This is a genomic window from Dyadobacter sp. HNCC25DJ186, assembly GCF_056895235.1.
Genome location: NZ_JBXHAS010000001.1, coordinates 920,039 through 942,230, shown reverse-complemented (window position 1 = coordinate 942,230; position 22,192 = coordinate 920,039). Strand labels below are relative to the sequence as shown.

The window sequence follows — 22,192 nt, the reverse complement described above, 5'->3', positions numbered from 1 at the left end:
ATAATATTTTATCGGACCTTTTACAAAGTCGTAGGGTCTGTTACCTGTGCGTCAAATGCACCGGTTAAAACCTGACCGTTTCTTTTTACTTGCAGAAAAATTCGATAGCGTCCTTTTTTTGGGAACGAATATGGGAAAGAAATTCTATTCCCATGTTCCATACCGTTCATCGATCCGCCGTCCTGTTTATACATACCCATTTCAGCCATCAAAGTTTCTTCCCTTTCAATGGTAGACATCACTTTGAGTTTAGCCAAATAACGGTCAATGCTGTCTTTAAATACAACAGAAGATGGTCTGCCGACGAGTTTTGTCGTATCACTTAATCTGTTTTTCATGGTCTGTTCCGCTGCCATCGCAAATGTTCCTGTTGGGTGTAAATGGATGTAAACAGAACCATCGGAACGGAAAACGGCCACATGTCCCATCATACCCAGATATGGTTCCGGGAAAGTTGGTGTGCCATCCGGGTTGAAGACTTCGAAATTCAATGAATAAGGTTTTCCAGCTTCCAGCGGACGATTCGGTTTGCCTTCCCAGATTGCATAAGAGCTATCTTTAAAAACAGTTTTCGTACCCGGTTTTCCACAAATGACAACATTGTCGTCCATGGGAATCTGCCCCGGTGCGTTGATCGGCTCTGTCACGACATAAGTATCCTCTTCTGCGGTCTTTTTCAGGCTGGCTGTATTTTCCGTGGATTCGGGAATATCAACGGTATCAACAATCGTTTCAGCAAAACCAGAATATTGAACAATATCGGCGTAAACCAGGTATTTGCCTTTCGGTAAATTCGGCAGATATGCTTTGAAAGTAGTGCTGTCAGCGCGTTCAGGGTGGATATGAGCGAAGGCGTCCATTTCGGGCGTACGAATCAGGAAAACGTGCATCAGTTTCCCATGGTCGGGGATAAGCGTGTTTAACATCGATCCCCTGTTTCTTTTAGCCCAGTCACTCGTATCGATTTTAAATGTGAATAGTCGCTGGTTATCCTCTTCTTTTATGTTCGAATTGCCCTGCAAAGGTTTGTACATAAACTCCTTGTAGTCTTCCGCCCAGCTATTCCACCAACTGCTTCCGCCATAAAGAATCAGCGCACAAACAACGGTGGCAATCCCCATGTTGATCCACCTTTTTTGTTTTTGTTTTGATGATAAAACTTCTCCGGGACGTAAGAGACCATCGCTCACGCTAGCGCCAATTGCTGTGATCATCAACAAAAACAGAAGAAGTCCAAGAATTGAAAGTCCGATGCCCAAACCCTTTGGCATTTCCCGTTGTGCGGTTGATACGGCAACGATGGGGACAATAAACTCGCCTTCGCCCTCTTTTCCGGCAATCTTGATCTGCACGCTCGACGAACCACTTTGCATTAACCAGACATCTCCCTGAAATTGGCCCTGCTGATTTGGCACTGAAAGAATTTCATCCGCAGAAGGTGCGCCCTGGTCTCCTGAGCGAAAATAAATTGGGCGAACCAATATTTTTTCAGCAGTTCCTGTTTCTACAAAAACGGTAATTTTTGCTGTTCCGGGAATAACATCTGGCGGTTTCACGTCGATTAACACTTTGTAGGGACCCGCCTGGCCCTGCATCAGCACGCCAGAACTGCCTACATGCGCAAATGAGACCTGAATTGATACCAGCGTGAGTACGAGAAGGTATAATATTTTTTTCATCGTTGAATTTTGTTCATCCAGTTTCCCCATTTCAAGCCAATTCGTGTTGACACCAGGCAGCATACCCAGGCAATGGCCAGACCTTTTACAAGTTCAGCCGTTGATTCGAGGCCCCAGGGCGGAAATTTATAGCGAAATTCCCAATCCGGGTTGCTTCCAAAATACCAGTAGTGACTGCCGAAAACCCAGTTTCTTGCATAAGGAGATTCCACCAGGAATGTTCCAAAGGGCCACTGTACGACAAAAAAGGTCAGAAGAAAAGCTGTTGCTAGAATCGGGGTTAAAATCCAGTCGTTCAGATACGCGAATTTATTCCTTAGAATATCGGTAAAAATCGCTGGAATTAGCAGCAGTAGAGGAAACTTAAATCCCTGATAATGATCAATATGGTTGATGACCGGACCAAGTTTTGGCTCTGCGGGGAAAAGCGGTATGATCCATAGTGTCAGCAGCATTAACAAAGTATATATTCCGGTAACAGCTGTAATTGTCCACCTGTTCTTCACAGCTTTCCCAAAAGCCATAAGAAAAATGGGAAAAACAATACAGGCGACAATGTAAAAATCTGACTTATGCATATCCCTATGGCCCATTTCTTCGGAAAGCAGGGTATACCACATTGTCAGCAAAAAGCCGGCAGAGAGTGAGAACAACCAGAAAAGAATTTTATTTCTGACTTTTTTTCTGGCCGGGTTATCGCTGAAAAAAAGTTTAGTCTGATTTTTCAGAGAAATGACACTGATCATCGCGCCAAATTGAACGCTGATAATTCCGAGTGCCAGAACGGTATGTGGTGGTGAAAGAATCGTGACATCGAGACCGTAGGTATTGTGCCACCAGTCATCAAACGGAGCGGATGTCAACATCGCAAGCGCGCCCCATACACAGAATAATGAACCAAGAGCACTGGAAAAGAATCCCCAGACTTTGACGCTTTTGGCTTTCTCGATAGGTTTTCCAAAAAAGGTAATCCTTAAAATTTCGTATCCTGAAAATAATCCTGATACCACCGCACCTAAATAAATAATTAAATGGGGAGGAGAAAGCAATCCGTCGCGTCCGATACTCAGGTGCCAGCAGATGTCCCAGATCAATCCTGTAATGACACAGAACGACGAAAAAACCGTTGCAAAAATATACGGTGGAATTTCTGAGCTTCCAGGATGCAGGGCTACCACCCGGCCTGGCGGCTCAGCTGGTGGATTGATCGTTGTTTCCATTAATAAGTATTGGAGGTTGAAGGGTTTCCGGTATTTGAAAATAAGTTTTTAAGCAACTGTCACTGATGTACTTAAAAGATATAGTTAAGGTACTACTACTTAATTTAATTTCTTATGTTTATTTCAAAAAGGCCGCATTGCTTTGACAAACCTTCCTTTAAAATAGGTAGAAAATAAATTATCTTCCCTGACACCGCGGGAGGTCGATGCATGGATGAAAAAAATCTCGCCAGGGTTGCGTACATCAGTAACAATTCCTGCATGGGACACATATCCTTCTTTGCCTGCCTCAGGAACGAAAAACAGCCAGTCGCCTGCCTTGATCTCTTCAATACTTCCCACCTCCGTTCCGAACTCAGATTGCTGCCAGGAAATTCGAGGTACTTTTACACCAATCTCTGAATAAACAGAACAGATCAGCCCTGAACAATCGATACCATTTTTATCGTTGCCACCAGATCGGTAAGGCGTGCCGGAGTATGTTCTGGCAACTTTAACGACTTGCGGAATTTCCTTTGAAAAGTTCCCGGTCGGACGCGTATATGTGGGCTTTGCGGGGGCCGTTCGTGTTGTTGAAGACGGGCGTCTGCCTGCTGGAGTGGCTGGTCTTCTGTTCGCTGTTGTCGGTGGTTTTCTTTTTTGAGCCGTCGGAGCGGGGCTTTTACGTAAGGTATCGCAGGAAAATAAGACGAAAATGCAAATCGCGGTAATGAAAGAAATGGGAATCTGCTTCTTCATGAATTACTTTTTATTGATTAAACTAAACGGCAAAGCCAGAATTTTTGCTGTCAGGACGAATTATTTAAAAAAGGTTATATTGGGTTATGACTTAATCTATACAAATAACGCTACTTCCGATAAAAATTGTAGGATAGATTCAGGAAAAGGTGGTAAGAATTATCTAACCGGTTGACCTTCAAATTTTACACTTTTTCAACAATATTAAAAAATGGCGGAAATATTATGTGACTGTGCGCTTTGTAAGTAGTTTTGTCGTTGACCAGAATTATTTATTGAATAAGTTCTGATACCATTATTTATAATCTCAAATCATTTTTGATGAAAATTATTTGTGTTGGCCGTAATTATACGGAACATATTGAAGAGCTTAATAACGAGCGCCCAGACGCTCCGGTTATTTTCCTAAAACCTGAAACGGCCCAAATTCGTGCAGGAGAACCGTTTTTTTACCCTGATTTTTCAAAAGATATTCATCACGAAGTTGAGCTTGTGGTAAAAATAAACCGGGTAGGCAAAAATATTGAAGAACGTTTTGCACATAAATATTATGACGAAATCGGCGTTGGTATTGATTTTACCGCGCGTGATTTACAGTTTGAACTGAAAAGCAAAGGGTTGCCCTGGGAACTTGCAAAGGCATTTAACGGCTCTGCTCCGGTTTCTGAATTTGTTCCGATCTCATCATTTGACGATATCCAGAATATCAATTTCAGCCTTGAAGTAAATGGTGAAACACGTCAGAGCGGGAATTCTTCGATGATGTTGTACCGAATCAACTACCTCATTTCGTTCGTTTCAAAATACTTTATGCTGAAAAAGGGAGATTTGATATTTACGGGTACCCCAAAAGGCGTTGGTCCGGTCCAAATTGGGGACCGTCTGACGGCTTGCATAGAAGGTAAAAAACTTTTGGAGTTGGGCGTGAAGTAAGGAAAAGTTAATTTATCTGAATCATTTTCATGTTTTATAATCATCTGGCGATCAAACGTTCCGGTTTTTTATTCCTGTTGTTTGTTGGCATTTTTTCTTCGGGAAATGCTCAGAAGCAATCTTATCCAAAGGGGTATTATCAGTTTCCAATCCGGCCGGGTTTGTCTAATTCGCTGGCAGGTGGCCTGGGCGATTTACGTACCAATCATTTCCATGCAGGTGTAGATATCCGGACACAACAGGTGGAGGGGTTGCCGGTATATGCAGCGGCGGAAGGTTATGTTTTCAAAGTCGCTGTGCAGCGGTCTGGATATGGAAACGTCATTTATCTGCGGCATCCAAACGGTCAGACGACAGTATATGGACATTTGCAGAAGTTCAGCGATTCGCTGGCTGCGTATGTACGGAATGAGCAATACAAAAAACAAACTTTTGAAATTGATCTTTTTCCAGCACCAGGAAAATATGCTTTCCGAAAAGGAGAGTTGATCGCACTTTCAGGAAATACCGGAGGCTCTGCCGGGCCACATTTGCATTTTGAAATCCGTGATTCCAGGGATAATTATCTGAATCCTTTATTTTTTGGTTTCAGTGAAATCAAGGATGTTACACCGCCCAAGTTTGTTAGCCTGGCAATCCGTCCGCTGGATATCAATGGCCGGGTAAATGGCAAATTTGACAGACAGGCTTATAATCCTGTTCGCCAGAAAGACGGTACTTTTATTATTCCTGCAACGATCACCGCATCAGGAATGATAGGTCTGGAATTGATGGCACATGACATGATGACGGGAACTGGCTTTCGGTATGGCTTGCAGTGTATTGAAATTAAGGTTGATGATAATGAGGTGTTCGCTTACAACATGGAAATTTTTCCAAATGCTGCCACGCGCGACTATAACAATCTCATTGATTATGATACGGAACAGGAAACCGGTCAGCGTTATTTGAAATGTTATGTTCCCGACGGAAATGTCTTTGATCTTTACAAGACGGGTGCTTACAAAGGCAAGCTTTTCATAGCCGACACGCTCGTTCATAAAGTGAAAATTAAGGTTTTTGATTCCTATGAAAATTCGTCCGTTTTGATGTTTAATATCAAAGGCGAAACGGAAAGTCAGCCTTTGCCTGTTTATGATACTGAACTTAACCCCGAGTGGATTCAGACTGAAATCAGCGGGAATACTTTGAAAGTCAGAGCTAAATATTACAGAAGTTCGCTTCCGCTGGCGACATTTTATGTGGACGGAAGGCAGGTCAAAAAGACACCGGATTTATATGAAAATGAGTCGGCGGTTTTTCTCGCTGATTTAAGAGAGTATATGCCGGATTCTGTGCAAATTGGTAATACGATGGCAAGGACTTATTTGCGGGCAAAAATATCACCCGGAAGAATTGCAAGTTACAAATCCGACCGTTGGTCTGTTGATTTTCAGGAGACAAGCCTGTTTGATACATTATACATAACCGGTCAGCAAAATTACAATGCTCTGACAATCAATGATAAAGGAACACCACTTCGCGATTATGTATCAATCAATTTCAAGCCGGAAGAAATCCCAACCAACAAGGATCGAAGTAATATCTACAGATATACAGGTTACAGTTACCGTTTTATTGGCGGCGAGTGGAATGGGGATGAAATATCGTTTAAAACAAAAGAGCTTGGCACTTTCGTAATTCAGAAAGATACTATTCCTCCAAGAGTCAGACTCATTGAGCATAGCAAAAACAGGATCCGTGCTTACATTGCCGACGGAATGTCCGGAATTGACCGTTTTAGAGCGTTGGTCAACGATGAATGGATTTTAATGAATTATGAAGCAAAGACGGGTGTTATCTGGTCGGAAAAACTTGACAATACGCAACTTTTTGAAGGAGAACTAACACTCGAAGTGACAGATGGAGCCGGAAATAGTACTATCTTGCAAACTGATATAGTTGAACCGGTGATCGCACCTACAAAACGAAAACGAAAATAATTATGGCACTTCAGACAGGTGATCCAGCTCCGGAAATTTTGGCCAAAGACCAGAGCGGAAACGACGTAAAACTTTCCGATTTCAAAGGCAAAAAAGTAATTCTTTATTTTTATCCAAAAGACGATACCCCAGGGTGTACGGCTCAGGCTTGTAACCTTCGTGATAATTATGACTCACTTTTGAACAAAGGTTATGTGGTTTTGGGCGTCAGTGTGGATGGAGAAAAATCGCATCAGAAATTTATAAAAAAGTACGAACTTCCTTTTCCGCTGCTGGCTGACACAGATCACGCGATTGTGGAGTCTTATGGCGTTTGGGTTGAAAAAAGCATGTATGGCAAAACGTATATGGGGACTGCACGTACAACTTTCGTCATAGACGAGAACGGCATTATTTCTGAGATTATCCAGAAAGTGGATACGAAGAATCATACTGATCAAATTTTGAGTAAAAATGACTAATTAAAAGTCAGCAATTAATAGTTTTTAATACGTAATTCGCATCTGCTTATATGATGCTTATCATGAATGAGATGGCGGAAGTTTAATCCAGCTGTATTACGCTCCAAAAAAAATAATAATCGAGAAATGGAAATTGAACAATTAGAAAAAGTTGCAGCACAAGTTCGCAGGGATATCGTTCGCATGGTACATGGCTGCCAGTCAGGACACCCGGGAGGATCTTTGGGCTGTACAGATTTATTAGTTGCGTTGTATTTCGAACGCATGAAACTGAAAGAAGAAGACGGCAAGCCCGTTTTTGACATGGATGGAAATGGAGAAGACCTTTTCTTCCTTTCGAATGGTCACATCTCTCCGGTGTTGTACAGCGTTTTGGCTCGTAAGGGTTATTTCCCGGTTCCGGAACTGGCAACATTCCGCAAGCTGAATTCCAGACTTCAGGGACACCCGACACCACATGAACACCTGGAAGGTATTCGTATCGCGTCAGGTTCACTTGGACAAGGAATGTCTGTGGCAATCGGGGCGGCACTTTCTAAAAAATTGAACAAAGACGACAGTCTTGTTTATGTCCTTATGGGCGATGGCGAGCAGCAGGAAGGTCAGGTTTGGGAAGCGGCTATGTTTGCGCCTCACCACAAAGTTGACAACCTTATTGCCGTAATAGATTTGAACGGTCAGCAGATTGACGGTCCGACAGCGAAAGTGATGGACAACCGTGATCTTGGTGCCAAATACGAAGCATTCGGTTGGGAAGTAATGGAAGTGGAAGAAGGAAACGATATGGCTTCTGTGGTAAAAGCACTTTACGAAGCGAAAAGCAAAGCCGGACATGCAAAGCCAATCATGATCCTTCTTCGTACCGGAATGGGTTATGGAGTTGACTTCATGATGGGAAGCCACAAATGGCACGGTGTTGCGCCAAACGACGAACAATTGGCAGCAGCATTGGCGCAGTTGGAAGAGTCGATGGGGGATTATTGATTTAGCAGTCAGTTTTCGGCTGTCGGCAATCTGCTGGCAGCCAGATAAATTTCTTACCAGATAAAGTGAAAATAAAAAAGCTTCACATAAAGAATTTCAAATCCCTGGTCGATCTAGAAATCGTCGAGCCAAATCCGTTTACGGTTTTTGTCGGCGCGAATGGGGTTGGGAAGTCGAATATTTTTGAGGCTTTGGAGTTTGCTACTGCATATATTTCAATTCCTGGTCAGTTTCATAGAATATTTGGAAGTAAAGATGATTTATTGCCGAAACGGAATTCGGAAACAAAAATAGAGATTAGATTAACTTTTGATTCTCAAAGTCCTTTTGTTTCTACCTATGATTTTGGAGATCCTTTTACAGTGGGAAAAAAGTGGGAAGCTGATGATAAGTTTAATGGTGCCGAGGGAAATTTCTCTAATTTTTGGATAACTGCATTTACGAGAATATTTGTTGGAAACAGAAAAGAATTGAAACTGTTATTTAAAGATGACAAAAGCTTATTATTAGACGGTTCAAATCTTGAAAAAGTTTTGAAACGTCTTCTTGGTGACGACAATATTCGTGAGGAAATTTTAGAGTGGTTGCAATTATTTATTCCAAGCTTTGAAAATGTAGAAGTCCTCTCAAGTACTTTGTCTGGATCCGATACGCTATTAGTTTACGAAAAGCATATTGAAAAGCCATTCAATAAGGACCTAATTTCCGACGGAACCTACAATATTCTATGTCTTTTAACCGCGGTTTATCAATCTGACGAGCCGCAATTCCTTTGCATCGAAGAACCTGAAAATGGCCTTAATCCTTTTGTGATAAAAGAACTTGTAACATTATTCAGAAATGCTTGTGAGGAAAAGGGACATTACATTTGGTTAAATACGCACTCTCAATCCTTGGTTGAAGCATTGACGCCGGATGAAATTATTTTGGTTGATAAGGTAAATGGAGAAACGAAAATCAAACAAATTCAGAAAATGAACCTTCATGGTTTGCCAATGGACGAAGCATGGATATCTGGTGCTCTTGGAGGAGGAGTTCCATGGTAAGACTAGGCATTTTATGTGAAGGAGAAAGTGAGACTTATATTTTAAAGTCTGATTTATTCCAAAACTGGTTACAAGAAAATGATATTGATTTGGTCGAGATCAGAATTGTTAAGAGCAAAAATCAATATTGGGAAGATAGATTTGAATCACATATTTCTATTCTTCAAGATTTGGATGTTGACCAGATTTTAATAATGGTTGATTTAGATGAGGATGCTTGTATTACCGAAACCAAGAATAAAATAGTAGTCGGAGAAAATCAGCATATTGTAGTTTCTGTTAAAGAATTTGAAAATTGGTATCTTGCTGACAATGTTGCAGTAAGTAAGCTGATAGGGAGAAGTGTTAAAATTGATTATCCAGAAAATGATGATGCTGTAGGTAAAATCATACAACTCAATAATGGTAGAGGTTTCGGTGGTAGTAAACCACGGCTAGCCATGAAAATGAGAAATAATGGTTTCTCTATCCAAAACGCAGCCAAACACCCAAACTGTCCAAGTGCCACTTATTTCCTGAGTAAATTAGAACAAATAGCAAAAATTAATTAGACATTACATTGATACAAATATGAAAAAATACACCTTCACCGAAAAAAAAGATACCCGTTCGGGCTTTGGCGCCGGGATGCATGAACTTGGTCAGAAGAACCCAAACGTTGTAGCACTTTGTGCTGACCTTGTTGGCTCTTTGAAACTTGAACCTTTCATCAAAGAAAATCCTGAGAGATTTGTTCAATGCGGTATTTCTGAGGCAAACATGATCAGTGTTTCTGCTGGTTTGACTATCGGTGGTAAAATTCCTTTTGCAACCACTTTTGCTAACTTCGCTACGGGCCGTGTCTATGACCAGATCCGTCAAAGCGTTGCTTATTCAGGTAAAAATGTAAAAATCTGTGCTTCACATGCAGGTCTTACTTTGGGAGAAGATGGTGCAACCCACCAGATTCTTGAAGATATCGGAATGATGAAAATGCTTCCTGGTATGACCGTGATCAATCCTTGTGATTACAACCAGACAAAAGCTGCTACAATCGCAATTGCTGATTACGAAGGACCGGTTTATTTGCGTTTTGGTCGTCCGGTTATTCCAATTTTTACTGCTGCAGATCAGGTTTTTGAAATTGGTAAAGCTTGGATGGTAAGTGAAGGAACGGATGTAAGTATCTTCGCAACAGGCCACATGGTTTGGGAAGCGATCCAGGCTGGTGAGCAACTGGAAGCAGAAGGGATCAGTGCTGAAATTATCAATATCCACACGATCAAACCACTTGACGAAGAAGCAATTCTGAAATCAATTGCAAAAACGCGTTGCGCTGTTTCAGCTGAGGAGCACAACCGTATCGGTGGATTGGGTGACAGTATTGCACAGGTGATCGTTAAAAATGACCTGGTTCCTCAGGAATATGTTGCTGTTGATGACAGTTTCGGAGAAAGTGGAACACCAGCCCAATTGATGGAAAAATACGGTTTGACTGCTGCTGATATTGTTGCAGCTGCAAAACGTGCAATTGCGAAGAAAAAGTAATAAGAATTTCCTGGCAAATTAAAATAGCCGTTGGAACCGGAATACCTTTGAGTCTTGTATATAGGTAAGATAACATCCTGCTTATGTACAAGACTCGAATTTTATTTGCCCTGGACAAAAAAATAAACTATTATTGATTTTTATAAGGAATCAAGAACCACCATTGTATTTAGAAAAGGTAAAGATCGTTTAAGATGTAACCTTTTATCAAACAATCAGACTAGGACTGAGTATAAATGTCTGACGAAGAATTATTAGCATTATTTCAAAATCCCGAAACGCGGAGAAACGCTTTCAACCAACTGGTGCGCAAGTATCAGCAAAAGGTCTATTGGCTGGTTCGTAAAATGGTAGTTGACCATGACGATGCTAATGATATCACACAGGATGTTTTCATTAAAGCATGGACAGCGCTTGAAAATTTCAGAGGTGATTCCAAGTTTTATACCTGGCTTTACCGCATTGCAAGTAACGAATCGATCAATTTTTTAAATAAAAAACGGAAACGCTTTTTTGTCCCGATTCATGATGTAGAAAATGAGCTTAGTGAAAAACTTGAAGCTGATCCATTGATTAGTGGAGATGTAATTCAGCTTAAATTACAAAAAGCTTTACTGAAATTACCTGAAAAACAGCGGCTTGTATTTAATTTAAAATACTACGAAGAGTTGCCTTATGAAGAGATATCCGAGATCACGGGCACATCGGTAGGAGCGTTGAAAGCTTCGTATCATTGGGCTGTGAAAAAAATAGAAGACCATTTAAACGAAACAGATTAAACCATTTGTAAGTCATTAAGTCAAAGATTAGTAAGACAAAGAAACACGTGAAGTCATGGACAAAAAGCACATACGGTTAGATGATCTAAAAAAGGAAACGCCTTTTGTAGTACCAGATGGCTATTTTGAAAATTTACCCCAAATCATTCAGTCAAGAATTCCTAATGAGGTTGTCCGCGAGCCATTTATTCAATGGAGCTGGCGGAGGTCAGCTGGGTTAGTCGCTGCAATGAGTTTTTTACTGGTGATGGTGTGGGTGACTTATCCTGAACGCCAGGGATCTTTGGGGCAGGGGCCACTAAGTTCGATCAGTGATGCCTCGATTGTAACGTATCTGGAAGACCAGGATATCAGCTATTATGATTTAAGTGAACATCAGGTGGTGCAGAAAGCGTTCGATACAGATTCGACCGTTATGTATTATCTGGATGGACTGGATGAGGATCTTATCCGTGAGCAAATCCTGGAATCAGGGTCCGACTCCGAACAAATTTGACATTTAATGACCTAACAAAAATGAACCCATTACAAAAAAAGACTAACGTTAAGATATTTAGTTTGATGTTGCTGTGTATTCTTTTTTCAACAGCTTCGGCTTGGGCGCAACGTCCGTCGGGAGAAGAAATGCAAAAAATCCAGGATGCTAAAATTGCGATTATAACCAACAGACTTAATTTATCGCCTGAACAAGCGACTGGCTTCTGGCCGGTCTACAATGAATATTCGCACAAACGAAAAGATATTCACCGCGCTCAACGGAAGATTATCAATGATAAGAAAGCTGAGGGTAAAACGGATGATCAGGTACTGAACAATTTGAAGGAGGTACAAGATTTGAAACAGAAAGAGCTTGATCTTGAAAAAGAATATCAGAACAGGTTCCTGAAAGTTATTTCCGCGAGCCAGGTTATTGAGTTGTATAAAGCAGAACGAACTTTTAACGATATGCTTATCCAGCGTTTGAAACAAAGGAAAGAGCAAAAGCCAAACGAATAAAACGTCATAAAAAAATAATCCCCGCAATCGACGACTCTTTTGCGGGGATTATTTTTTTATGAAGTCGCGAATTTAGTGCCCGCCAACTGACGATACCGACTCAATACCTCTTGTTTCCACTGTTATGTTTTTCGCAGGAGCTGCGTGTTTCCTGAATTCCTGAATAATTTCCAAGACATCATAGTCGATATTCATCGATTTGGATCCATCAATAATCACCTTAGAATTTTCAGGAAGATTGTCCAGCGTATGTCCTATACTCCCTTTGTTTAGAAACGTTACCTCCTCTGACAAAACAAGCGTGATGACGTCGCCATCTTTGTATTCTTCCTTCTTATAATGATAGGAATGTTTGTAGTTCTTTCTCAAAATAAAGTATATCGCAATGACCATACCAACAGCAATTCCTTTTAACAGGTCAGTACTTAGAATGGCAATGATCGTTACGATAAATGGAATGAACTGCTCTTTGCCTAAACTATACATTCCCCTGTAAAGCTGCAATTTCGACAATTTATAACCTACAACCAATAGGATCGCTGCCAGGGAAGCAAGGGGTATATAATTTAAATAAGTGGGTATAAAAATGGCGGAAAGAAGTAAAATGGAACCATGTGTTACTGTTCCCATTTTTGTCCTGGCCCCTGATTCAATATTTGCGGAACTTCGAACAATTACCTGAGTTATCGGCAAGCCGCCCAAAAGACCTGAAACCATATTTCCGATTCCCTGCGCTTTCAATTCTCGGTTTGTAGGCGTATTCCTTTTATATGGATCAAGCTTATCAGTTGCCTCCACTGAAAGCAAAGTTTCAAGACTAGCGACAATTGCCAGCGTAAATGCCACTGTATAAACATTGACGTTTGTGAAGGCACTAAAATCCGGGTGTTTGAAAAAACTAATAAATTCCGAAGCACTTGATGCTACCGGAAGCTGGACCAGATGCTCGCCACTCAATGCAATCGAAGGGAAAAAATTAATGAACAACACATTTAAAGCAATGCCAATCATAACCACAAAAAGAGCACCGGGTAGAAACTTGAAAAGCTCAATTCTTTTCACGAAAGGTTTGTCAAACAGGATGAGAAGTCCGAGTGATATGACTGAAATAATGATGGCACCCGTACTGCTGTAACGGATAGCATTATACACTTCCGTGAAGGTATTTTGTCCGTCCTTTTGGCTAAAAGCTTCGTCGCCCATAAAGTCTGCGTCGTAACCAAACGCATGTGGTATTTCCTTTAATATCAGTGTGATACCGATCGCAGCCAGCATTCCTTTAATGACTGAGGAAGGGAAATAATAACCAATGATTCCCGCGTTTAAAAATCCAGCCAGAAGTTGTATGGCACCGGCTATGACAACAGCAAGTAGAAAGGCTTCAAAACTGCCAAGTGTTTCAATTGCAGTCAATACGATCACCACAAGCCCTGCAGCAGGGCCTGAAACTCCCAGCGCGGAACCACTCAAAAGTCCGATGACGATGCCACCAATCACCCCGGAGATAATCCCGGAAAATAATAGATCTGGTCGTCCGGTGGATGCCAGCGCAACACCAAGACAAAGCGGCAAAGCTACCAGATAAACGACCAATCCTGCCGGGAAATCGTATTTGAGGTTTGAAAACAGATTATTCTTATTAGCTGACATAGGGATTATTCGATGAATAAAAAACGGTTATTTTAAAGCTTTAATTATATAACAGCAGTTTCCATCCGATAAACATCTTCGATGTCTTCATTATTCTCGATTGTCAGCCCAAGGTCTGTCAGGATGCCATCTCTTACACTGTATACAATTCCATGCACCTGAAGCGATTTTCCGTTAGCCCAGGCATTCTGAACGATTGAGGTTTTGGTTAAGCCATAAACCTGCTCCTGAACGTTTAATTCAACCAATCGATCACTTCTTTTATCCATATCATCAATAGCATTCAATTCATTTTTATGAAGACGATATACGTCTTTGATATGACGCAGCCAATTGTCAATCAAACCAACTTGTTTATGTCCCATAGCTGCATTTACGCCTCCGCAACCGTAATGACCACAAACAATAATGTGTTTCACATTTAAAACATTCACAGCATAATCCAGAACACTCAGCATGCTTATGTCCGTGTGAATGACCATATTTGCGATATTTCTGTGTACAAATATATCTCCCGGGAATGTTCCTGTTATTTCGTTTGCCGGAACACGGCTGTCGGAACAACCAATCCATAGGAACTGCGGTGACTGGCCGGCAGCCAGGCTGCTAAAGAATTCAGGGCTACGTTTTTTTGTTTGCTCCACCCATTTTTTGTTGTTGTCGAAAAGCTGATTATATGAATTCATGATTGTCTGATTAATTATCGTTGAAAAAATACAGCATATAGCTGAAAAGTAGACCGATGCCGATCCGAAGGAACAGGCACAAACCTTACTGACATTAAACAATGTCAGCGCATTTAATCGATAAGAAACTTAGACTAATTCGGGTGGGGGAGACAGGAGATTTCTATAAATCTCATTTTCGAAACCGACGGTATACGAAAAAGCAGTGTTAAGGATGACTGCGACCGTAGTATGATGTAAAGAAAAATGATTATCAGGAAATAACTGATCATCTATCATTTTTTCGGCTTCTTCGGTGTTTTCGTTATCACAAGTGCCGGAATCACAAACAACTTGTGCCTTATCTTTTGCCAACAGAAGACTTGCGACATCTGTGGCTTTACAGATGAGGAAGGTCGTGAGCAATATCAGACAAAGTGTTTTAAACAAGGTTTTCGAAATAATTATGATTAACGATAGAAACAGAGGTTACCTCTAAAACGTTCGGACGGCTTTATTGGTATACTAAATGAATAGAATTGATATTTTTTACAAGAACGGATTAAATTTTGTAAATAAAAAAGGGAGTTAAATAACTCCCTTTATATCAAGGCTTGTAGCTTTTTTCGTGATTCTCTAACCAGCGGCCAACCAAAAAGGCTGAACCCAACAGAACCACATAAAAAACTATCATTATAATCGTCATGAACATAATAATATCTGATTAAGCATAATTGAATATGAACAAAATTAAAGAAAAAAAGCAAATGCCTGACCTCGGTGCGTAAAAAATTATAAAACGCCTTTGGTAGAAGGCATAAAATCCAACGCTTTCAGGTCACGGCGAACGGCCATTTTTATCGCTTTGGCGAAACCTTTAAAGATGGATTCGATCTTATGATGCTCATTTTGGCCTTCAACTTTGATATTCAGGTTTGATAACGAAGTGTCGGAAAAAGATTTGAAAAAGTGGAAGAACATTTCTGTCGGCATTTCACCGATTTTTTCTCTTTTGAATTCCGCATCCCAAACTATCCACGGACGACCGGAGAAATCAATGGCAACCTGTGCCAAAGCTTCATCCATTGGCAATAAAAATCCGTAACGACTGATACCACGTTTGTCTCCGATGGCAATTCTGTAAGCTTCACCCAAAGCCAGTGCCGTATCTTCAATCGTATGATGTTCATCAATATGCAGATCGCCTTCCACATGAATGTTCAGATCCGCACCCGAATGTCTTGCCAATTGGTCAAGCATGTGGTCGAAAAATCCAAGTCCTGTATGGATCTCAGATCTTCCGCTTCCGTCAAGGTTCAGTTCAATACTAATCTGCGTTTCTTTCGTATTTCTTTGTACAGAAGCCGTTCTCGCCGGCAATTTCAGGTGTTCATAAATCGCGTCCCAATCCGTCGAAACAAACGAAACTGCTGATTTCATTTCTTGCGATACACCATCTTTTGCAAGTTCCGAACCAATAAATATCGCTTTCGAACCTAGATTTACGGCCAGTTGAACATCCGTAAGCCGATCTCCGATCACATAACTATTCGCCAGATCATATTCTTCCGAGAAATAAGAAGACAGCATACCAATTCCGGGTTTTCTCGTAGGCAGGTTGTCTTCCGGAAAACTTCTGTCAACATGTACTGCTGTAAACTCGATGTTTTCTCCTTTTAACGTTTGAAGCATTTTATTTTGCGCCGGCCAAAAGGTATCTTCAGGAAAAGAACTTGTTCCAAGTCCATCCTGGTTGGTAACCATAACCAGTTCATAATCCGTCTCTTCTGCTATTTTTCGGAGATTGGAAATGGCTTTGGGTAAAAATTCCAGTTTTTCAAGAGAATCAACCTGGAAATCTGTTGGTGGCTCGACGATAATCGTTCCGTCGCGATCAATAAATAATACTTTTTTCATTAAAATAGGATACTAAGGCTCAAACGATTTGATACAAATTGGGGTAAAGGAAAAAGGCTGCTGCCTGTTATAAGTCACGAAGGTCGTAAACTAGTGGTTAAATTAAAAGAGACAAGACGGCAGCTGCTTCAAAAAGCGGTGCTGACTGTCGTAGAAAGTTTAATTATTGATGCAGGAAGACTACAACCTTAATTCAAATAATAGAACAGGCAACCCGCGTCATAACCATAGCCATTAAAGAAGAAAAAAATGAGATTTTTGCAAGGGTGTTTCCGAAACGATTTTTATGTTAACCGACGAAACATCTAATAAGTCTTGGAGGCTGTTCTGCGAAAGTTCTTGGTTTTGTACAAGCTCAGCGCACTTCTCCCATGATGTTCCGTAGCAGCGGCTGCACCAGGGTAGCTACATTACGAAAGATGACAATATTCCAACGAAACCGCCTTTAAATGAGTCCTGTAAAAGGTATAGTCTTAATTTGATACTTTGATGAATCATCTAAACCAAACCGACTTATGAAACGCTTTGTATTGGCTGGTGTATGCATGTTGAGTATACTAAATTGCAAGGAAGACAAAATTAGTTCAGAGGCATTAAATTGTTATGGGTCTGAAGTTTTTACACGGGACGAATATGTAGTTGATGCGCCAGTAACAGTCCAACTTAGCGGCGGATTAGCTGTCGGTAGCCAACTGATAGCACCTAATGGAGTTGCCTGGGGCGGGTGCAATCTTCCCAAACAATTTATGCAAGATAGTTTAGCCGTTTACGTGACAGGCTATTTTTTGACTTCTAAGGAACTGGAAACAATGAATTTAACACCTTTACCTTTTATAGTCACTTCCGCAAAGCTCAGATAATAACGATCCATTTTTTAATCCCGTTACCATTTTACAACACGTCCAACTCCTGAGACCAGCACCGGCTGGGATTTGACTGGCTAAAGCGGCAAAAAAGTGTATCAATTGTTATCTCGCAAGACTAGATATTATTTCGTCATGCTGTTTCGAATTATTGAAACACCGGATTACCTTTCCAGTTATGTTCCTTTCCGAAATTAGCGAAAGCGGTTATTTTTTCCTTTGTTTTTTAATCATATATGGGTGATTTTGTAAATCACATTTCAGCTTGCTTGGATTTAAAAGTATTTCATCAGTACCACACATACATTTACAACGCAAAACTCGTAACACTTTTTTACATATACCATTTGAAAGTGTTGTTATTCAGGATAAATTAAGGACTGAATTTTGCGGGAGTAAATCAACGTTAACTGAGAAAATGCAGAACACGAGGGTATAGGGCGTTTTGCGAAAGTTCTTTGAAGAGTGCCAGCAGAACGTACTTTGGCATTTTGTTTTGCGGATACAGCTGCATTAAAAAATTAAACTTTTTACTCCTGTCTCCGAAAGGAATGCAACGTAGTGAGTGAATTATGTGTCTAAAAATAAACTCATCTATATATTATGAAACTATCAGTACTCCCCTGTATCTTATTATTTTGTTTCCTGTTTCTAACAACTTTTTTATTAGAAAGTTGTGGTAACAATGTGGATTGCATGGCTCCGCCTTCAGAGATTGGTATTCAAATAATGGATGGAACGCTTATCTACCCTGCTGATTTGGATACTGCTGCACGGATAAAGGTGTCCTATCAAGAAAACAACCAAAAGAAATATGTAGATGATCTAAGTATAATGGGCGATGTATTTTTCTCGAACATGTTAATTGAAGAATCCCGTAAGGCCAAAGATCCAGAATTTTCCTTTGAATTAAACGGCCGAGTCTTGGCTCAGATGAGGATGGAAACTTATATCAATGATGCAAAATGTAACGGTTGGGCGACTATTTCAAAGGTTTATCAAAATGGAGAAATCGTTTCAATGTCAGCAAATGGATCCTATCTGATTAAATAGCTATTGTATCCGAACATCCGTTTCCCGAGACCTGCGCCGGCTGAAATTTGACTGCCTAAAAGAGCTCAAAGAGTGTATCAATTTGTTATCTGACAAATTTAAATATCATTTTGATAACTGTCCTGAGTTAGTGAGACACAGGATTTTTTTCATTTGTTCCGGATCCGTTGCATACCTGTACCAGGTGAAGCGACTGTTATTTTCCGTTTTCCCTCTAACCTTTCAGAGCAGCTTTGCTGATGTAAACCCAAACAATACCAAATCGAAAAGATTCAAACCAACTAAATAATACCAATCAACAAGTCTACCTCAAAAAGGTCTCCAAAGAAGTTGTACATTTACGTTGTAAATTAATTCATTTTTGCAGCATGTTTACAGGAATTGTTGAAACCATAGGAGAGGTTCTAAAAGTTGAAACGGAAGGCACTAATAAAACCTTCACTTTACGTTCAAGTTTGACTCCTGAATTAAAAATCGATCAGAGCCTGAGCCATAATGGCGTTTGTCTAACGGTTGTGTCCATTAAAGAAGATACTTACCAGGTGACGGCGATCGAAGAGACTTTAAATAAGACGAATCTGGGTCAGTTAAAAGAAGGAAGCAAAGCAAATCTTGAAAGATGTATGTCGGCAAACGGTCGTTTTGACGGACATATCGTTCAGGGTCATGTGGACCAGACTGCCATTTGCAAGCGTGTTGAAGAGCGTGACGGAAGCTGGCTTTTTGATTTTGAATACGATGCTTCGCTGGGCAATATGACGGTGGAAAAAGGATCAATCTGTATCAATGGCGTTAGTCTGACCGTTTTTAATTCTGAGGCTAATTCATTTCGGGTTGCCATTATTCCATATACCTATTCTTTTACCAATTTTCATCAGTTGCAGGAAGGAGACACCGTTAATCTTGAATTTGATATTCTTGGAAAATATATCAAAAGAATTCTTGGTTCATATACTCTCTAGGATATTTGCATCTTGAAATATTCCTTCTATTTTTACCGTTTTTAGAAAATTACCGCATCATGTTTTTCCATGGCAAAAATTAGCACACAATCCCGCAAGGATCTATTCATACATATAGGCATTGTAGTATCACTCATACTGGTATTTTTTCTAGGCTTTTTCTTTATTTATTTACCATTCACGACAAATCACGGGGAAGCAATCACCGTTCCGGACCTGCGTAAAAAAAATCTGAGCGAAATTGAGGAATTTCTTGACAGTCGTGATCTTCGTTATGAGGTAGATTCCACTTATGTTGCCAACATTCCGCCTTTGACTGTTATTCAACAATATCCAAAACCAGGGGCAAAAGTTAAGGAAGGAAGAAAGATATATATTACGGTTGTGGCATTGACTGCTCCGCTAATTAAAATGCCAAAACTGACAGACATGACGCATAGAAGTGCGCAAATGCAGCTGAAAAGTTTAGGTCTTGAAGAAGGAACAATTTCTTATGTGCCGGATATGGCGCAAAATGCGGTTTTGAGACAAATGTATAAGGGAGTAGAAATTTTGCCAGGCCAGCCAATCGCTAAAGGTTCAAAAATTGATCTTGAATTGGGGGAAGGTTTAGGCTCTGCTCAGTTTGAACTGCCTTCCGTGATTGGAATGCCATTGGATGAGGCCAAAGTCCAGATCGTCGGCGCAGGATTGAAGGTTGGCCAGGTGATGGAAATAGCGGCGGAAGAAGGCCAGATTCCCGGCACGGTAGCAAAACAAAATCCTGAGGGAGGCGGCAAAGTTCGAATCGGCGATGTAATTGACCTCTGGGTAATCCCGGCAGGGGCGGAACCAAATGCCACAAATGGAGAAGACACACAACTATAGAACACGATTCGCAAAGACTTTTAAATTTTCTTTCATCACATTTTTGATGCTGACCTTGGTTCAGTACAACCATGTGCACGGCCAGTTGAAACTGGTTCCGATCGGAGCGAGTCCTCATGCAGAATCTGCATCGCAGAGATCAGGGAGGATGCAGGCTATCAATTTGCCCTTTTTTGACGATTTTTCAACAACTGCTTCCTCTCAGCCGGATCCTGCTTTCTGGATGCAAGGAAGCGGTGTTTATATAAACAACACGCTCGCGACAACACAGCCTTCCGTCAATATGGCGACTTTCGACGGACTGAACGCTGGCGGTGTTCCTTACAATTATACAAACCAACTTTCTCAGGGAAATACCGATACTTTAACTTCCGTCGCCATAAATCTGGCAGAACTGGCACCCGGCGATTCTGTCTATTTGAGTTTTTATTGGCTGGCGAAAGGTCTGGGAGAATTTCCTGACGAAAATGATACTTTGCGGCTGGAATTTTTAAACCAGAATAAACAGTGGATTTCTGTTTGGCAGCAAAATGGCATGGTTTATGATTCTTTATTCAAACAGGAATTTATAGCGGTCAATAACACAGCGTTTCTGCATGCAGATTTCCAGTTCCGTTTTCGGGCTTATGGGAGGCTTTCCGGTTTTTATGACACCTGGCATCTGGATTATTTGTATTTGAATAAAGGCAGGTCGATCAATGACCGGTTTATTAAAGATATCGCGGTTCGGAAACCGCTGACGCCTTTTTTGAAAAAATATACCTCAATGCCGTTGAAGCAGTATTGGGTAAATCCAAGGCTGGCAACGGCTGATTCTGTAGGGACTGATATTTTGAATCTCTTCAACAATTTTAATTTTACAACATATACTTTTACGGTGAGTGACGAACTTACGGGTAAGCAGTTACAGAATTATAATGGTTCAGCATCCACGTTTATAGGTGGAAGCCAGACGCAGATGAAGTCGATTCCGCTTAATCAAATTGCCCGGGATAACGCTGTGAAGGAATTAAAGCTGCGATATAAATTCAATCTTATAACCACAGACGATCAAAATCCAGCCATTCCTTCGGTGAACCTGCGAAGAAATGATACGATAAGTGCGCGTGCAGATTTAAGTGATTATTATGCTTATGATGATGGAAGTGCAGAATATGGCGTGCAGATTAATCAACGGCTTGCGCGTGCAGTTGTCAGATTTTCATTGTCACAACCGGATACTCTTGCCGGCGTGCGTATGTCTATTGTGCCATTTAATAAGGATATCTCGGGACAGTCATTTACACTGCAGGTATGGAGTAATAAAAACGGAAAGCCTGATCAGTTGATTGTACAAAAAGCTGTGGCGGCAAGTTATGGTGCTACCCGTGATCGGTTAATTCAATATGCATTTGACAGTCCGGTTGCGGTTGCCGATACATTTTATGTGGGATGGCTTCAGATTAATGAAGAACCTTTGAGTATAGGATTTGACCGCAATTCTTTATTAGGAACGAATGACGTGTTTTTTAATTTAGGTACTGAATGGGTAAAAGATACCGGTTTAAAGGGCAGTATCATGTTACGCCCGTATATGGGTGGGAGAGCTGTTGGGGTAGTAACCGGCTCAGAAGAATTTGAAAAAGACGCTTATTTTTTTCCAAATCCCAGTAAAGGTGTCTTGAATTGGAAAAACAAACAGATAAAGAAAATAGAGATTTTTTCAATTACCGGATCTTTGGTCAGGGTTTTAAATCCTGAAAGCGGAACCATGTCTGCGACGGTGAGTGATCTGTCAGATGGGATGTATTTATTAAAAGCATCCGATGGGAAACGATCTTTTGTGCAAAAAATGTTGATAGTAAAATAGATTTAAGAAATATCATAACGC

General features: G+C 40.7%; 22 protein-coding genes. 15 read left to right on the top strand and 7 right to left on the bottom strand.

The window, feature by feature from the left end:
* Positions 1 to 20: 20 nt before the first annotated feature.
* From AC1XUO_RS04025 to AC1XUO_RS04015, 3 genes are all read right to left on the bottom strand, one after another.
* Entirely contained in the window at positions 21 to 1,679 is a 1,659-nt protein-coding gene (locus AC1XUO_RS04025; protein WP_483328465.1) for a hypothetical protein, read from the bottom strand.
* Positions 1,676 to 2,899, bottom strand: a complete 1,224-nt coding sequence (locus AC1XUO_RS04020) for a hypothetical protein (RefSeq protein WP_483328464.1) — start codon at positions 2,897 to 2,899, stop codon at positions 1,676 to 1,678. The genes AC1XUO_RS04025 and AC1XUO_RS04020 overlap by 4 nt, the downstream gene beginning before the upstream one ends.
* Before the next feature lie 123 nt (positions 2,900 to 3,022).
* Positions 3,023 to 3,637 carry a C40 family peptidase gene (locus AC1XUO_RS04015; RefSeq protein WP_483328463.1) on the bottom strand — a complete coding sequence of 205 codons (615 nt, stop codon included), beginning with the start codon at positions 3,635 to 3,637 and terminating at the stop codon, positions 3,023 to 3,025.
* A gap of 321 nt (positions 3,638 to 3,958) precedes the next feature.
* On the opposite strand from AC1XUO_RS04015, the gene AC1XUO_RS04010 reads away from it, so the two are divergent.
* From AC1XUO_RS04010 to AC1XUO_RS03965, 10 genes are all read left to right on the top strand, one after another.
* Entirely contained in the window at positions 3,959 to 4,570 is a 612-nt protein-coding gene (locus AC1XUO_RS04010; protein ID WP_483328462.1) for a fumarylacetoacetate hydrolase family protein, read from the top strand.
* A 29-nt stretch (positions 4,571 to 4,599) separates the two neighbouring features.
* Entirely contained in the window at positions 4,600 to 6,552 is a 1,953-nt protein-coding gene (locus AC1XUO_RS04005; RefSeq protein ID WP_483328461.1) for a M23 family metallopeptidase, read from the top strand.
* Positions 6,553 to 6,554: 2 nt separating this feature from the next.
* A complete protein-coding gene (gene bcp / locus AC1XUO_RS04000) occupies positions 6,555 to 7,013 on the top strand; it encodes a thioredoxin-dependent thiol peroxidase (protein WP_483328460.1) in 459 nt (152 codons plus the stop codon).
* A gap of 126 nt (positions 7,014 to 7,139) precedes the next feature.
* On the top strand, positions 7,140 to 7,997 hold the full coding sequence (locus AC1XUO_RS03995) for a transketolase (protein WP_483328459.1): 858 nt from the start codon (positions 7,140 to 7,142) through the stop codon (positions 7,995 to 7,997).
* A 65-nt stretch (positions 7,998 to 8,062) separates the two neighbouring features.
* The gene (locus AC1XUO_RS03990; RefSeq protein ID WP_483328458.1) at positions 8,063 to 9,043 is read left to right on the top strand and encodes an AAA family ATPase; all 981 of its coding nucleotides are present in this window, start codon (positions 8,063 to 8,065) and stop codon (positions 9,041 to 9,043) included.
* Positions 9,037 to 9,594 (top strand): hypothetical protein, encoded by a 558-nt coding sequence (locus AC1XUO_RS03985; RefSeq protein WP_483328457.1) that lies wholly within the window; start codon positions 9,037 to 9,039, stop codon positions 9,592 to 9,594. The genes AC1XUO_RS03990 and AC1XUO_RS03985 overlap by 7 nt, the downstream gene beginning before the upstream one ends.
* 19 nt (positions 9,595 to 9,613) lie before the next feature.
* Positions 9,614 to 10,570 (top strand): transketolase family protein, encoded by a 957-nt coding sequence (locus AC1XUO_RS03980; RefSeq protein WP_235148453.1) that lies wholly within the window; start codon positions 9,614 to 9,616, stop codon positions 10,568 to 10,570.
* 236 nt (positions 10,571 to 10,806) lie between these two features.
* A complete protein-coding gene (locus AC1XUO_RS03975; RefSeq protein WP_483328456.1) occupies positions 10,807 to 11,349 on the top strand; it encodes an RNA polymerase sigma factor in 543 nt (180 codons plus the stop codon).
* A 55-nt stretch (positions 11,350 to 11,404) separates the two neighbouring features.
* On the top strand, positions 11,405 to 11,845 hold the full coding sequence (locus tag AC1XUO_RS03970) for a hypothetical protein (protein WP_483328455.1): 441 nt from the start codon (positions 11,405 to 11,407) through the stop codon (positions 11,843 to 11,845).
* Positions 11,846 to 11,865: 20 nt separating this feature from the next.
* On the top strand, positions 11,866 to 12,345 hold the full coding sequence (locus AC1XUO_RS03965) for a hypothetical protein (RefSeq protein ID WP_483328454.1): 480 nt from the start codon (positions 11,866 to 11,868) through the stop codon (positions 12,343 to 12,345).
* A 72-nt stretch (positions 12,346 to 12,417) separates the two neighbouring features.
* On the opposite strand, the gene AC1XUO_RS03960 is transcribed toward AC1XUO_RS03965, so the two are convergent.
* The 4 genes from AC1XUO_RS03960 to hisB form a co-directional block, all read right to left on the bottom strand.
* Positions 12,418 to 13,995, bottom strand: a complete 1,578-nt coding sequence (locus tag AC1XUO_RS03960; RefSeq protein ID WP_483328453.1) for a SulP family inorganic anion transporter — start codon at positions 13,993 to 13,995, stop codon at positions 12,418 to 12,420.
* A 44-nt stretch (positions 13,996 to 14,039) separates the two neighbouring features.
* Positions 14,040 to 14,684, bottom strand: a complete 645-nt coding sequence (gene can, locus AC1XUO_RS03955; RefSeq protein ID WP_483328661.1) for a carbonate dehydratase — start codon at positions 14,682 to 14,684, stop codon at positions 14,040 to 14,042.
* Positions 14,685 to 14,810: 126 nt separating this feature from the next.
* The gene (locus AC1XUO_RS03950; RefSeq protein WP_483328452.1) at positions 14,811 to 15,086 is read right to left on the bottom strand and encodes a hypothetical protein; all 276 of its coding nucleotides are present in this window, start codon (positions 15,084 to 15,086) and stop codon (positions 14,811 to 14,813) included.
* A gap of 366 nt (positions 15,087 to 15,452) precedes the next feature.
* Entirely contained in the window at positions 15,453 to 16,577 is a 1,125-nt protein-coding gene (gene hisB / locus AC1XUO_RS03945; protein ID WP_483328451.1) for a bifunctional histidinol-phosphatase/imidazoleglycerol-phosphate dehydratase HisB, read from the bottom strand.
* A gap of 515 nt (positions 16,578 to 17,092) precedes the next feature.
* Between hisB and AC1XUO_RS03940 the strand changes: the two genes are divergently transcribed.
* The 5 genes from AC1XUO_RS03940 (at position 17,093) to AC1XUO_RS03920 (ending at position 22,171) form a co-directional block, all read left to right on the top strand.
* Positions 17,093 to 17,437 carry a hypothetical protein gene (locus tag AC1XUO_RS03940; protein WP_483328450.1) on the top strand — a complete coding sequence of 115 codons (345 nt, stop codon included), beginning with the start codon at positions 17,093 to 17,095 and terminating at the stop codon, positions 17,435 to 17,437.
* Positions 17,438 to 18,136: 699 nt separating this feature from the next.
* Complete coding sequence (locus tag AC1XUO_RS03935; protein WP_483328449.1) at positions 18,137 to 18,493, top strand: hypothetical protein; 357 nt, start codon at positions 18,137 to 18,139, stop codon at positions 18,491 to 18,493.
* 368 nt (positions 18,494 to 18,861) lie between these two features.
* Positions 18,862 to 19,455 (top strand): riboflavin synthase, encoded by a 594-nt coding sequence (locus AC1XUO_RS03930; protein ID WP_483328448.1) that lies wholly within the window; start codon positions 18,862 to 18,864, stop codon positions 19,453 to 19,455.
* Positions 19,456 to 19,524: 69 nt separating this feature from the next.
* On the top strand, positions 19,525 to 20,322 hold the full coding sequence (locus tag AC1XUO_RS03925; protein ID WP_235148464.1) for a PASTA domain-containing protein: 798 nt from the start codon (positions 19,525 to 19,527) through the stop codon (positions 20,320 to 20,322).
* Positions 20,300 to 22,171, top strand: a complete 1,872-nt coding sequence (locus tag AC1XUO_RS03920; protein ID WP_483328447.1) for a T9SS type A sorting domain-containing protein — start codon at positions 20,300 to 20,302, stop codon at positions 22,169 to 22,171. The genes AC1XUO_RS03925 and AC1XUO_RS03920 overlap by 23 nt, the downstream gene beginning before the upstream one ends.
* Positions 22,172 to 22,192: the final 21 nt, after the last annotated feature.